The 13373-nt window shown below is 62.0% G+C and carries 15 protein-coding genes; 7 read left to right on the top strand and 8 right to left on the bottom strand.

The features are described from left to right. Window positions 1-279 precede the first annotated feature (279 nt). Window positions 280-717: a DUF6306 domain-containing protein gene (locus tag E0D86_RS16560; RefSeq protein ID WP_131651142.1), complete on the top strand. Its 438-nt coding sequence runs from the start codon at window positions 280-282 to the stop codon at window positions 715-717. Window positions 718-990: 273 nt separating this feature from the next. Next, on the top strand, window positions 991-1434 hold the full coding sequence (locus tag E0D86_RS16565; protein WP_131651267.1) for an HIT family protein: 444 nt from the start codon (window positions 991-993) through the stop codon (window positions 1432-1434). A 229-nt stretch (window positions 1435-1663) separates the two neighbouring features. Here the strand turns inward: E0D86_RS16565 and E0D86_RS16570 are convergent, their stop codons facing one another. Both E0D86_RS16570 and E0D86_RS16575 read right to left on the bottom strand, forming a co-directional pair. Continuing rightward, window positions 1664-2929, bottom strand: a complete 1266-nt coding sequence (locus E0D86_RS16570) for a DUF445 domain-containing protein (protein WP_131651143.1) — start codon at window positions 2927-2929, stop codon at window positions 1664-1666. Between the two features lie 141 nt (window positions 2930-3070). Then, window positions 3071-3463, bottom strand: coding sequence for a hypothetical protein (locus E0D86_RS16575; protein ID WP_131651144.1), 393 nt, complete (start codon window positions 3461-3463; stop codon window positions 3071-3073). A 198-nt stretch (window positions 3464-3661) separates the two neighbouring features. Here E0D86_RS16575 and E0D86_RS21430 point away from each other — a divergent pair, with 198 nt between their 5' ends. The 4 genes from E0D86_RS21430 to E0D86_RS16590 all read left to right on the top strand — a co-directional run bounded on the left by E0D86_RS21430 (window position 3662) and on the right by E0D86_RS16590 (window position 5855). Further along, window positions 3662-3811, top strand: a complete 150-nt coding sequence (locus E0D86_RS21430; RefSeq protein ID WP_165914255.1) for a hypothetical protein — start codon at window positions 3662-3664, stop codon at window positions 3809-3811. Between the two features lie 50 nt (window positions 3812-3861). Continuing rightward, on the top strand, window positions 3862-4083 hold the full coding sequence (locus E0D86_RS16580; RefSeq protein ID WP_131651145.1) for a hypothetical protein: 222 nt from the start codon (window positions 3862-3864) through the stop codon (window positions 4081-4083). 117 nt (window positions 4084-4200) lie between these two features. Then, complete coding sequence (locus tag E0D86_RS16585; RefSeq protein ID WP_131651146.1) at window positions 4201-4629, top strand: 3-isopropylmalate dehydratase; 429 nt, start codon at window positions 4201-4203, stop codon at window positions 4627-4629. Between the two features lie 239 nt (window positions 4630-4868). After that, entirely contained in the window at window positions 4869-5855 is a 987-nt protein-coding gene (locus E0D86_RS16590; RefSeq protein ID WP_371924089.1) for an alpha/beta fold hydrolase, read from the top strand. 122 nt (window positions 5856-5977) lie between these two features. Here E0D86_RS16590 and E0D86_RS16595 read toward each other — a convergent pair whose 3' ends face one another. After that, on the bottom strand, window positions 5978-6976 hold the full coding sequence (locus E0D86_RS16595; protein ID WP_131651148.1) for a sensor histidine kinase: 999 nt from the start codon (window positions 6974-6976) through the stop codon (window positions 5978-5980). An 11-nt stretch (window positions 6977-6987) separates the two neighbouring features. After that, window positions 6988-7416 (bottom strand): response regulator, encoded by a 429-nt coding sequence (locus E0D86_RS16600; protein ID WP_131651149.1) that lies wholly within the window; start codon window positions 7414-7416, stop codon window positions 6988-6990. Window positions 7417-7864: 448 nt separating this feature from the next. On the opposite strand from E0D86_RS16600, the gene E0D86_RS16605 reads away from it, so the two are divergent. Further along, the gene (locus E0D86_RS16605; RefSeq protein ID WP_131651150.1) at window positions 7865-8815 is read left to right on the top strand and encodes an alpha/beta fold hydrolase; all 951 of its coding nucleotides are present in this window, start codon (window positions 7865-7867) and stop codon (window positions 8813-8815) included. Here E0D86_RS16605 and E0D86_RS16610 read toward each other — a convergent pair. From E0D86_RS16610 to E0D86_RS16625, 4 genes are all read right to left on the bottom strand, one after another. Beyond that, a complete protein-coding gene (locus E0D86_RS16610; protein WP_131651151.1) occupies window positions 8812-9738 on the bottom strand; it encodes an alpha/beta hydrolase in 927 nt (308 codons plus the stop codon). The genes E0D86_RS16605 and E0D86_RS16610 overlap by 4 nt on opposite strands. A 135-nt stretch (window positions 9739-9873) precedes the next feature. Beyond that, on the bottom strand, window positions 9874-11097 hold the full coding sequence (locus E0D86_RS16615; RefSeq protein ID WP_131651152.1) for an MFS transporter: 1224 nt from the start codon (window positions 11095-11097) through the stop codon (window positions 9874-9876). A 176-nt stretch (window positions 11098-11273) separates the two neighbouring features. Next, complete coding sequence (locus E0D86_RS16620; protein ID WP_131651153.1) at window positions 11274-11798, bottom strand: ankyrin repeat domain-containing protein; 525 nt, start codon at window positions 11796-11798, stop codon at window positions 11274-11276. A gap of 128 nt (window positions 11799-11926) precedes the next feature. Next, window positions 11927-13318, bottom strand: a complete 1392-nt coding sequence (locus E0D86_RS16625) for a cytochrome B6 (RefSeq protein WP_131651154.1) — start codon at window positions 13316-13318, stop codon at window positions 11927-11929. Between the last annotated feature and the right edge of the window lie 55 nt (window positions 13319-13373).

The following is a 13373-nucleotide window of genomic DNA, read 5'->3' on the forward strand; positions in this document are numbered from 1 at the left end:
GTTGCGAGTCGTGCCTGGCGCCATGCGACGCTGAAGGTGAACGCCCGGCAGTGTGATCCTCCTGTTTGGTCTAGGCAAAGGAATAATAATGAACGTTAAATGCATTTATTTTTATTTATCATGTAACCGGCCCGGATGTTTTAAAGACAAGTCAGCGGCGGCGAAGCAAAAAGACTGCACCGTCACGGCAGGATTTTTCATTGTTGGTCGCTGTTGACGTGCGGCTAGCATGGTTCCGGCCATCTGCAGGCTGATCACCGAAACAAGGAAAAGAAGAAGATGACTGTGGAATCGTTAGGAATCGAGCGGGAGCGCCTGATCGAGGCGCTCGATGAGCTGTTGAGCGCTGAGCGGGCCGGGGCACAGGTTGCCCATGCCAGCCTCGCGCAAGCCAAGGGAGACCTGCAGCGCAGCGTGCTGGCGCAGGTGCATCGTGGCGAAGCCGATAGTTGCCGGCGATTACGAGATTGCCTGCTGATGCTGGATGCCGAGCCGGGGCACGAACGCGGCGCCTTCTACGAAAAATGCATGGCGATCGCCGATCTGGGTGAGCGCCTGGCGCTGGTCGACCGTGGGCAGAAATGGGTGATTCGCAAACTCGAGGCGCTGCTTCAGGACGTCACGCATCCGCAGATTCGTCAGGAGCTGGAAGCCGTGCTCCGCACCCATGAAATCAACAGCGATGACTATGCCGCCAAGGCGGAAGAGTTGCGTTAGGCGTATCGCATTTTTTGTCGAGGCGCATGAGCATGGCGGTACTGCTCCGGCGGCGCACCAGCCATTTCGAGCTCGCGGTGCGCGGCGCGCACCCTACAGACTTGGCGGGTGCAGATGCTTTTGTAGGGTGCGCTTTGCGCAGCAAGGTGCTCAGAGTCTAGATGTTCTGCGCACGAGGTAGACGTGGCTTTGCTATCGGACATCGGCCACGATTCGGTTTACTACTTTCTGACCGATATGGTCTGCCTTTCCATTCGTCCTGGAGAAAAATCGGTGTCCCTGATCACGCCCTACGACCCACAGAACATCTTCGCTCAGATCATTCGGGGCGATGCGCCTTGCTACAAGCTCTACGAGGATGACGACGTACTCGCCTTTCTCGATTTGTTTCCGCAATCCTTTGGCCATACGTTGGTGATTCCGAAGCGCTCCGCTGCCTGCAATATCCTCGATGTGGATACCGAGGCGTTGGGCAAGGTGATGGCGGTGGTGCAGAAGCTCACCCGTGCGATCGTCGATGAATTGCAGCCCGATGGCGTGCAGGTGGCGCAGTTCAATGGCGCGCCGGCGGGGCAGACGGTGTTTCATATTCACGTGCATATCGTTCCGCGCTACGCGGGCGAGGGCTTGGGTATTCATGCGGCGGGCAAGGCCGAACCGGAAGCGCTGGAAAAATTGCAGACACGGCTTGTGCAGCGGTTGGCGCAGCGAGCGTAGGGTGGGCTAGGCGGCGTTCCGCTTTGGCCTACTACTTCGGGCAAGGCATCTTCTTTGGTGGGCTGAAGCCCACCCTACGGCGCTGAAGCGGAGCGCCGCACGGCCCACCTACGGCCCACCGAGAGATAGCAGCCATCAGGGTCTCAATGCGTGACCAATGTCGTAGGGTGGGCTTCAGCCCACCATAGGTAGCCGCGTTGGTGGGCTAAAGCGGAACGCCGCCTGCCACCTAGCCGGCCACTAGCTGTGTCAGCGCATGCAGCACCAGCCCGACCAATCCACCGACCAGCGTGCCGTTGATGCGGATGTACTGCAGGTCCTTGCCCACGCTCTGCTCCATCTGCTCGACCAATTCGCGGCTTTCCCAGTTCTCCACGCGCTGGGCAATGTAATGGCCGATCTTGCCGCGATAGCGCTCGAGCATTGCCGGTGCGGCCGCCATCAACTGCTCGTTGATCCAGCTGCGCATGGTGGCATCTGCTGCCAGCGAGTCGCCGAGGCCCTGGGTCAGCTTGACGATACGCGTGCCGATGCGTGAGTCCGGATTGTCCAGATCGGTCTCCAGCCAATCGGTCAGCTCTTGCCAGAGCGTCCGGATGTAATCGGTGGTGGCGGGATGCTCCAGCAGTTGAGCGACGATGCGTTCGATCTCTAACCGATAGTCAGGGTCGTGCTTGAGCCGCTCGATGTATTCCCCGACATGCTCGTCGAAACGCTCACGCAAAGGATGCTCGGGATCGTTCGCCACCTCGGCGATCACTGCCGAAACCCCATCGACGAACTTATTCGCCGACCAGCCACCGACGGCCTTGCCCAGACCAAGGTAACGCAGGGTTCGAACCTCGGCGGTGATGGCGTCTGCGACCAGCGCGCGGGTGTCGTCGTCCTGCAATAGCGCGTCGAGCTTGATCAGCGCTTCGTCGAGCATCGCCTGGTGTTTGCCTTGGCGGGTGAGCATTTCCAGCACCTGTCCACATACCGGTGCGAGGTCGATCTTGCGCACACGGTTGATCAGCTTGGCCTGGACGAACGCCTGCACACGCTCGTCATGCAGGGATTCGACGCCGAAACGTGCCATGCCGGTGAGCTGCCGACTGACTGCAGCGGCGTTGTCCGGATGGCGCAGCCAATTGGCCAGCCGCCCGCCAAGATCCAGCGCTTCCAGCTTGGCCAGTACCAGTGGTGTGGACAGGAAATGGGTGGTGATGAAGGTCGACAGGTTCTGCCCGATGCGCGCCTTGCTGCGCGGGATGATCGCCGTGTGCGGGATCGGCAGACCGAGCGGGTGACGGAACAGGGCGGTGACGGCGAACCAGTCGGCAATGGCACCGACCATCGCGGCTTCGGCGAACGAGGCGAGGTAGCCCCAGGCCGGATGACGTGGCTCCATGGCGGTGGCGATGATGTAGAGCAGGGCGGCGAGCAGCAGGAGCAGGCCAGCGACCAGCTTCATGCGTGCAACCGGTGATTGCCAGCGGCTGTGCAGAGGGCTCATGCGATTCCTCTTGATGGCGGCGGATGATGAAACGAGGCGGTGTCGGCCGGCGGGCCGACGGGTCTGCCCATACAGCACAGACCCGTTTGGGCGGGAGCGGGTTCGATGAGCCCGCTTGTTGCGCGTGGTGAAAGGAGCGGCTTATTCCTCGTCGTCTTCTTCGCGTAGCAGTACGTAGGTGCCGTCAGCCAGGCGCTCGCAGATATAGAACATGGAAATCGTACCGTCCTGCTCGGTCACGGCGGCGTAATCATCCGCCTCGACGGTGAAGTAGCCCTTGGAGTCGGCGCCTGCTTCGCTGGCGAATACGGCGGTGAAGAACGCGTCTTCAGGCATGCCGTCGAAGTAGTCGGCGCGCTCCTTGGCATCCCACTCGGCCGGCGGCTCGAAGTTGCCGGTGATGATGACGCGGGCATCGCCCATGTCCTGCTCTTCGCCGTCCGGGTCCGATTCGTGGGCGCGGTAGATGGTGCAGCTCAGGGCATTCGCGTCGGCCAGAATGCTGTCGCGCGTGTATTGATGGGTGGCAGGCATGGAGCGGCTCCGGTGCAGGTGGGATTGCGAGGCAGTGTGGTGGAGTCCTTGGGCGGCTGCAATCGCAAGTTGAGCGGGGCGGCGGATTCTTTTTTGTCACGGCGTGATGAGCGACCGCCGGCAAGCACACGGATGAACGCCCTCCAGCTGGGACGGTTCCAATTGATAGAACCCATCGGGCCATATAACGAGGTCGCCATGAACCAGAACCATCAGGATCACTCCGAGCACGAGATGCCCGCCGAGGAATCGCCGGACGTCACCATGACCGATAGCGGCGAGAAGGAGCCGGGCGAGGATCCGGACTTCGACGACAGTGAAATCGACGGCGACGAAGATCGCGGCTGACCCGATCCTCCGAGCGCAGCTGAGTCTGCGCTCGCTACTAGGAGCGTTCCATGGACAAATATCACGTAAACCCCACCCCGATGGGATGGGAACTGACCGATCCGCAATCCCAGGAAACGTTGCTACGTACCCTGACCAAGGATGAAATGCTGAGCGAACTGGACCAGTTCATGGCAGGCAAGACGGCTTCGGTCGAGGTTTACAGGCGCGACGGAGGGCTCGAGGAAGAGCGGCCTTATCCCGGTAGCAGCCATCCGATATCGACCCGCTAGCAGACCGTTGAAGAACGACTCAACGGCCTGCTAGATAGCGATCGCAGCATCTTTTGCGCACGGCGAGCGAGCAAACCTGTCATACCATCACCGCTTCGCTTATCTGGAGAAACCCGTATGCGCTTGCTCCTTGTCCTCGTTCCCCTTCTGGCTCTGGCCGGCTGTTCGTCCTGGCAGGCTGACCCAGAAGACATCAAACCGGTGCCGCAAGAGCGCTTGCGCGGCTATCAGACGCCCATCGCCAATGGGGGTGAGCTGGTGGTGACGCGTGATTTCGGCCTGCGTGGGGGCGGGTGCTACGTGGCGCTGATGGTAGACCGCAAGCTCGCCGCGCGCGTGCATGTCGGCGAGCAGGTGCGGTTGCAGGTGCCGGCGGGGATGCGCATCGTCAGCATCGAGTCCGATCCGGAGGACGATACTCTGTGTGGCAAAGGCAATCTGCTGCGCGAAAAGGCGGCGCGGGTCGAGACTGGCGAGACGCTGCACTTTCGCATCAGTGCCGACAATCGTATTGGCTTCGACATCCAGCAGGTCGAGGCCAAATAGCGACTCTTCGCCAACGCGGTAAACGTCCAGGTTGCCGCGTTTCACATGGTGAAATAATCGTCCAGTATCCTCGACGGACCCTTACGCGGCTTCTGGACTCCCATTTAGTCAGAACCGTTGTGCTTGAGCCTTTGCTGGCCAGCTTTTGCTGTCGCCACGGCTCCCAGCGAATCCCAATGACCTCGCGGCACGTTGCCGCTACAAGGAGTCGATGCGTGAAGAAAATCATGCCCTCGTTGATGTTTGCCGCCGGCCTCGCGCTGGTCCCCTCGCTGCATGCCGAGCAACGGCCGGTCTATGGACCGCAGCTGGAAGGCTTCAGCTATCCGCATCCCATCGAGCGCTACGAGTTCTCATCGCAGGAGAAGGCACTGTCCATGGCTTATATGGATGTCGAGCCCGAGGGAAAGGCCAATGGCCGCACCGTTGTGCTGCTACACGGCAAGAATTTTTGCGCCGCGACTTGGCAAGAAACCATCGCGGTGCTTTCCCAAAATGGCTACCGGGTGATTGCGCCGGACCAGATCGGCTTTTGCAGCTCCAGCAAACCGCAGGGCTATCAGTTCAGCTTCTCTCAGCTGGCGCATAACACCCAGGCGCTGCTGCAATCACTGGACGTGGATCGGGCCACCGTCATCGGCCACTCAATGGGCGGCATGCTGGCGGCGCGGTTTGCGCTGAACTATCCGAATATGGTCGAGCAGTTGGTGCTGGTCAATCCGATCGGCCTGGAAGACTGGCAGGCCGAGGGCGTGCCTTACGCGCCGATCGATCAGCTGTACCAGGGCGAGCTGAAAACCGACTTCGACAAGATCAGGGCCTATCAAAAGAAGTTCTACTACAACGGCAACTGGAAGCCCGAGTACGACCGTTGGGTGAACATGCTGGCGGGCATGTATGCCGGGGAGGGCAAGGAGATCGTTGCCTGGAACCAGGCGCAGACGTCAGAAATGCTCTTCACCCAGCCGGTCATCCATGAGTTCGAGAAGATCAGCATGCCGACGCTGTTGCTCATTGGTGGCAAGGACCGCACCGCACCCGGCGCCAACCGCGCGCCCGAGGAAGTGGCGCAAGGCCTTGGCAACTACCCGGAGCTGGGCCGGCAGGCCGCCGCACTGATTCCCGATGCCACGCTGGTCCCATTCCCCGAGCTTGGCCATTCACCGCAGGTCGAGGCGCCGCAGGTGTTTCACAAGGCGTTGCTGAATGGGCTCCGGGCGCGCTGATTGATTGTTGCGCTGGCAGCGCGTCGTGCTGCCAGCACTGGCGAACGTTGCGGCCATCGCAACTGTGCCTGGGTCAACTGCCTTAATGAGTAACCGCTACGCTGTCGTCCCGCGCCCGGCGCTCAGTAGGGAAAGCTGATGGTGACCTGCGCGCCGTTCTGGTTGCGCCGGGTGACGGTCGCCTTGAAGCTTCGCGCCAGCGCCCCGATCAGCTCCATGCCCTTGGCTCCGCCGCGTGGGACGTCGTCGGCGAGGGCTTCTTCGCTGAAACCACGGCCTTGATCGGCGACGCAGATTTCAGCCATTCCCGGCCCGGTCTGCTTGACGGTGAGAAACACGCGATCCACTCCGCCGTGCTTGATGGCATTGATCATCAGCTCATTGACGATCAGACCGAGGTTGGAAGCGGTCTGGAACGGGACCTTAACGGTCTGCGCCTCGGTCACCAGTGTGGCGCTTTCGCCGCTCTCGATGCTCAAAACATTGCGTGCCAGATTGGGCAGGTATTCGGCGAGGTCCACCGTACCGCTGCTGTATTTGTGCAACTCGTTCTGCACCGCGCCGACACCGTGAATGCGGCTGATCGCACCCTGTAGCAGGGTCTTCGCTTCATCCCCGCGGGCGCGGTTCTTGGATAACTGCAGGAAGGAAATGATCAGCTGCAGGTTGTTTTTGACCCGATGGTTGAGCTCTGCCAGCAATACCCGCTGGTGCTCCTCAAGGTCGCGCTGCTCGGTGATATCGATACAGCTGCCGAAATAACCAGCGAATTCGCCATTGCGAAAGAAGGGCGCGCCGTTGTCCAGAAACCAGCGGTAAACGCCATCGCTACGGCGCAGCCGGTAGGGCATGGTGAAGGACTCACGGGCATCGAAGGCATTCGTATAGGTTGCCACGCAGCGGTCGAAATCCTCTGGATGGACGTCGTCCGTCCAGCCATAGCCGAACAGTTGTTCTTGAGTCTTGCCGGAAAAATCCTGCCAGGGTTTGTTGAACCAGTCGCAGAGCTTGTCTGTGCGTGATCGCCAGATCATCACAGGGGCGTTGTCCGCCAGTTCGCGAAACTCGCGCTCACCCATGCCATCGATCTGCCCGCTCGCAATGCTGTCCGTTTGGTTCATGTTCCGGGTCCTTAACAATCGCTGGCGCGGCTAGGGGAAAAGATTTCCAGTGAAGCCGGCACGCGTATCGGCAACACCGGGCCGCCATTGAGCATCGCCTGCGCGATGCTTACGCTGAGCGCCAGGTCGCCTGGCTCGTACGGCTTACGCAACAAGCCTAGCGCGGCATCGGCGTTACTGCGCGCCGCCTCGAGCTGACCACTGACGAACACCGAGGCGATACCGTGCAGCTTCAGCAGGCTACGGGCGAGCGATATGCCTTCATCATGTCCTGCAAGGTTGATATCGACGAGTGCAATGTCGGCGCTCTGGGTTTCGGCAAGGGCCATGGCTTGCTCGTCGTCATAGGCAGGACCGACAATCTGGTGACCCTCGTCCTCCAACGCTGAGGCGGCTATCAGCGCGAGAATGGGATCGTCTTCAACCAACAGGATACGCATGGCTTCCTTTTCGATATCGAAGGAGAGTGCAACCGTCCTGTGGCCTCATGTACTGGCAGACGGCAGGGCGCGAAGTGTAGCAACGACAGCGCGCCGGACGTGACCGCTGGCTGTGCGATGGTGGCCACTTAGAGGGCGAATGATGGCACCAGTTCCGTGAAGGTTCGCTAGCTGGTGATGTTTGCCGTGTGCGCGGATTTGGAAGTTCGTCGGCGTCCTTCGACAGCCTTTTATAGCCGCGTTCTGTGCCTGAGGCCCAGGCCATGCTTTGCTTGCTATGGTGGGCCGGGCAGCGCCTTGCTTAGCCCACCAGAATCTCTATCTCGCCATCTTGTAGCGGCCGGTGCGGTGAGAGGCGGCTGTCGTCCCAACAGGTTCTACGGCTGTGCTGGCCAAAATCCGTCCGAGCGGGCAAGGTTGCATGAGGCCCACGGAGCGACGATCAGCTATGCCCAAGCACATCCTTCTGCCGTGCCGCGATGGTTATCAGCTCGCCGCGCAACTCTGGCTACCGCCGGGCGAGGCGCGCGGCTCGGTGATCGTCAGTAGCGCGACCGGCGTGCTGGCGCGCTATTACGCCCGGTACGCCGGCTTCCTGCGCGAGCAGGGCTACACAGTGCTGACCTATGACTACCGCGGCATCGGTGGTTCTCGGCCGACGAATTTGCGCGGCGCAGGCATCCGCTGGCGCGACTGGGGCGATTACGATTTCGATGCGGCCGTGCGCTGGATGCGCCAGCGCGACCCGGACGGTCTGCTGGTTGCGGTGGGGCACAGTATTGGCGGCTTCATGCCGGGTTTTGCCAGGGCCGCGACCGAGGTCGATCGCTTTCTCAGCGTCGGTGCGCAATATGCTTACTGGCGTGATTATGCTCCCGCGCAGCGCTGGCAGATGTTCGCCAGATGGCATCTGTTCATGCCAGCTGTGACCGCGCTGTACGGTTATTTTCCCGGACGGCGGCTGGGCTGGCTGGAAGACCTGCCCGCGGGTGTCGCCCACGAATGGGCGTTTCGCCGGGCCCGGTTGGAGGCCAGCTATCCATTAAACGAGCGCGACGAAGTACTGCAGCGCTTTGCGGCGATTCGTGCGCCGATACTGGCGGTCAGCGTGACTGACGACGAGTACGGAACCCCTCCGGCCCTTCGCCGTGGCCTTGATTACTACCGCAACAGCCACAGGCAGCACGTCCAGCTCAGCCCGGAGGCGTTGGGCATGCAGAAGGTCGGGCACTTCGATCTGTTCCGTGAGCGGCACCGCGACGGCTTCTGGCAATCGACGCTGGAGTGGATCGGCACGGGCCACAATCCCTGGCCGCTGTTCGAAGCCCTTGCGCCTGAAGCACCTGCCACGGTCGAGCTGGTTGCCAACCGTCCGGTTGACGATGCCGCGGCGCTTTAGCCCGCCGCGCCTGGTGCGCGCGTCGCCGTATCGCCTGGCTTATTGCCGCTGCCACTGAGCAACTCGTCCAGCGCCCTGCGATAGGACTGCCGGCCAAGCCGCATGCTGTTGTTGTGGGTGCCGCCCTCGATCAGCAGCAGGCGTTTGGGCTGCTGAGCGGCGTCATAGAGTTCTTTGCTGAAGCGTGCCGGCACGTATTGATCGGCCGTGCCGTGCACCACCAGCAGAGGCATGCCGACTTGGTCGATTTTGTCGATGGAATCGAACTTCTGCGAGAGAAGCCAACGGATTGGCCAGGACGTGTCGGCCACTTCGGTGGCGATGTCGGCCAGGTTGGTAAAGGTGGACTCGATGATCAGAGCGCGCGCGGCCGGTGCTTCCTCGCGGCCAAGCTCGGCGGCTAGGTCCACAGCTACCGCTCCGCCCAATGAATGGCCGTAGATCAGGCGCTTGTCAGCATCGGGCTGAAGCGTTTTCAAGTGATTCCAGGCGATGCGCGCGTCCTGGTAAACGCTGGCTTCGGACGGAAGCTCGCCAAGGCTTTGGCCGAAGCCGCGGTAATCGATGGCCAGTATCGAAAAGCCTAGCGAACGAAGCTGCTCGAGGCGAAACAGATGGCCGGTGAGATTCCAGCGCGAGCCATGCAGATAGAGCACGGCAGGCGCGTCGACCTGCTCGGCCGGCCACCACCAAGCATGGATGTTCTGGCTGTCGCCGAACGCCGGCGTGGTCAGTTCCAGCTCCTCGACGCTGTCCGGCAGCCCGCGGTACCAACTGGCGGTGCCGGGCTCGATGCGGAACACCAGTTCGCGCTCCTTCTGTTCGAGCATGGAACAGCCGACTGGCAGCAGGGCCAGCAGTGCTGCCATGACCAACGAGGCGAACATTCGGGTTCGGGTGCGAAACAACGGGAATTGCGACATGACGGCTCAGGTTCCTCCTGCTGAGCCGGCATTGAGCGTGCGGTCTGCCGGCTGCGCAAGCGGCGGGCGACGAGAAGTCTTTACCGCAGATTACGGCGCCGTTCGGGTTGATCGCCTTGTCAGTGACTTGGCCGCTCAGTCACAGGCCGCCGCCACGCTAGCGCCATGCGCGGGCTCGTTCCGTGCCGTCCAGGCCCACCAGAACACCAGCAAACCAGCCGCTCCGGTCGCGGCGCCGATGTAGCCGGTCGAGGTCCAGCCGAGCCCGGCGCTGATGGCCAGCCCGCCAAGCCAGGGACCGAGCGCGTTGGCGATGTTGAAAGCGGCATGGTTGGAAGCCGCCGCGAGGGTCTGCGCATCGGCGGCGACGTCCATCAGATGAGTCTGCAGCGCTGGCGACAATGAAACCATCGTGCCCACCGCGAAGGCCGCCGGCAGAATGGTCCAAAGCGAGTGCGCGGCGAAGGGGAACACCAGCAGCACCGCGATACTCCAGAGCAGCAACAAGGGAATCGCCTTGAAGCGCAACCGATCGAACAGCCAACCGCCGAACAGATTGCCGATAATGCCGCCCAGGCCAAAGGCAGCCAGGCCCACGGGGATCCAGCGCTCGCTGACTCCGGTGACCTCCAGCAGCGTTGGCGCCAGATAGGCGAATACGCAGAACATCCCGGCAAACCCGACGGAGCTGATCGCCAGCGCCAGCCAGACCTGCTTGCGGTTGAAGTCACGCAGCTCGCGCATCGGGTTGGTGCGTGGCTCGTCGCGGTCGAGCGGCAGGAAGATTGCCACCAGCAACACTGTCAGCAGCGCGATCAGCCCCACTAGCCCGAATGCCCAGCGCCAGCTGAGCCATTGTCCGAGCCAGGTTGCGATGGGGTTGCCGATCAGCATGGCGATGGTCAGCCCGGCCAGTACACGGCTGACCGCCTTGGCGCGCTGATCCGGCGCCACCATCGAGGCGGCCACCAGCATTGCCACGCCGAAATAGGCCCCGTGGGGCAGGCCGGCAATGAAGCGGAACAGCATCAGTGAGTGATAGTCCGGCGCCATGGCGCTGGCGAAGTTGCCCAGCGCGAAGAAGCCCATCAGCAATAGCAGCAAATGCCGGCGAAATAGCCGCGCGCCGAGAATCGCCAATAACGGCGCTCCGACCACGACGCCCAGCGCATAGGTGCTGATCACGTGGCCGACCTGCGGCTCGCTGATGCCTAGGCCCTGCGCGACGTTGGGCATCAACCCCATGATTGCGAACTCGCCGGTGCCGATAGCGAATCCGCCCATGGCCAGCGCCAGTTCGATCAACAGGATGGCGCGCGGCGAAAAGCGCTGCGTCGACGGATTGGCGTGCGCCGTCATGGTTGGCCTCGGATGGTATTGGGGAAGCGCGGGATTATCCCGATAAGGCGCCCGGAAGGGGAGGGCCCCCGGTGATCGATTCAGAACACAGAGATCGAACGGCGGCGCGATGGTTCAACGGCGCGCCACGGACCGTCGTACCCGGCGACCCGTAGAGAGCAGAAATGCAGTTGTCGTTAGCTGCCGATCTTGCTCAACAGCGCGTGGGTATCGGCGGCACCCATCAGCGCCGCGGCAGCGAGTGGCGTGGCGCCATTATTGTCGGCAGCCTGAGGGTTCGCGCCCTGAGCAATCAGGTACTCGACGATCTCGGTGCGGTTGAACATCGCGGCCATCATCAGGGCGGTCTTGCCATCGGGCGATGCGCCCTCGACGTCGGCGCCATGTTCGAGCAGCAGCTTGATCATCGCCAAATCGCCCTTGAAGGCCGCGCCTGCCAGGGGTGTCTGGCCCTTGTCGTTGCGTAATTGCGGGTCGGCTCCGTTTTCCAGCAGTACGCGCGCTGCATCACGATGGCCATGATAGGCCGCGAGCATCAACAGGCTGTCGCCATTGTGGTTGCGGATATTCGGTGGCAGGCCCCGGCCGAGGAGGTCGGCGAGACGCGCGGCGTCTCCTTGACGGGTGCTGTCGAACACCTGCTCGGCAAAGGCAAGGGCGGCGTCGTCCAGTTGGGGCTTGGGTTTGTCGGCTTGGCTCATGCTGGCTCCTCGAATATGCGCAACCGCTGGCCTCGATTGGCCAGCGGTCGCCATTGTGCCAAGCGCTGCGCCGGTTGGCGTGCTTGCATCGGCTATCCGGCGCATAGACCGGTTTTATCGGTTGGTGTTCAAAGGGTGCGCAGGAAGGCCACCAGATCGGCCTTCTCGTCCTGATTCAGACCGCGCTGCAGCACCAGGTTGAAGAACTCCACCGTATCGTCCAGCGTCAGCAGGCGCCCATCGTGCAGGTACGGCGGCGAATCCTTGATGCCGCGTAGCGGGAAGGTCTTGATCGGTCCGTCGCCCACCGCCATCACCCCGTTGTATTCCTGCGGTTCGTAAAAGCGCTCGGTCTGCAGGTTATGCATCAGATGGTCGGTGTAGTAGGGCGGCGCGTGGCAGCTGGCGCAGGCGCCCTTGCCGTGGAATATCTGCTCGCCACGCAGTTCCTGCTCGCTGGCCTTGGCCGGATCGAGACGGCCTTCGACGTTGAGCTTCTGGGCCGGCGGGAAGTCGAGCAGGGCCTGGAACTCACCCATGAAATGCACCTGGCTGCCTCGATCGAGCACGTTCACGCCTTTCTTTGCGGCCATGACGATATCGCCGTCGAAGTAGGCTGCGCGCTGCTCGAATTCGGTGAAGTCCTCAACCGTCTTCAGCGCCCGCTGCGAGCCGAAGATCTGCTGGACGTTCACACCGCGCAGGGTCGGGGTGTCGATGCGGTGGCGGAATTCCTGTGGCCGAACATCGCCCGCCAGGTGAGTGGAGGCGTTGGTGTGACCGTTGGCGTGGCAATCGAAGCAGGCGACGCCCGTATGCGGATGCTCGCTGCGACGGTCGTCGGTGGCGTTGAATTGCTGTTGCGGAAAGGTCGTGACCAGCAGCCGCAGGCCTTCCAGTTGCTTGGGATTGAGAATGCCGTTGAACATCTCGAAGTAGTTGCGGATGTTCACCAGTTTGCCCTGGGACACATCGCCCAGATCCGGTCGGGTGGTGAGATAGATCGGTGCCGGGAATTCCGGCAGGAAATGATCGGGCAGATCGAAATCCAGATCGAAACGGGTGAGGTCTCGGCCCTCGATTTCGTTGACCTCATCGATCTGGAACTGCGGGAAAACCATGCCGCCTTCGGGATGGTTGGGATGCGGCAGAGGCATGAAGCCGGTCGGAAAGCGTTTCTGCTGGCGAATCTGCTCGGGGCTGAGCTTGGCCAGTTCCTCCCAGCTGCCGTCCGCCAGCTTGACCCGCACGCCAGTCTGGATCGGCTTGCCGCGAGCCATGGTGACCTCATCGTCGGGCGTGTCGCTGAGGTCGTAGCGCTGCTCCAGCAAGCTCATGTGGGTTTCGCGGATTGCCGGTTTTTCCGCTTTCATGCGCTGCATGATCGAGTCGAAGTGCTCGGTGATTCTCACCGGATGGTAGCTGGACGGCTTTTCGCCCTCGGCCCCATTTACGCAAGGCAGAACGAGGGTGGCGCCGAGCGCAATGGCCAGGCGCAAGGGAGCGCTGCAGGTCTTCATTATTGTTTTCCTCACGGGCTGGTAGGTATTGAAGGCCTAGAAGCGAATCGCAGCG

This window comes from Pseudomonas sp. IC_126 (assembly GCF_004331835.1).
Classification (GTDB): Bacteria; Pseudomonadota; Gammaproteobacteria; order Pseudomonadales; family Pseudomonadaceae; genus Stutzerimonas.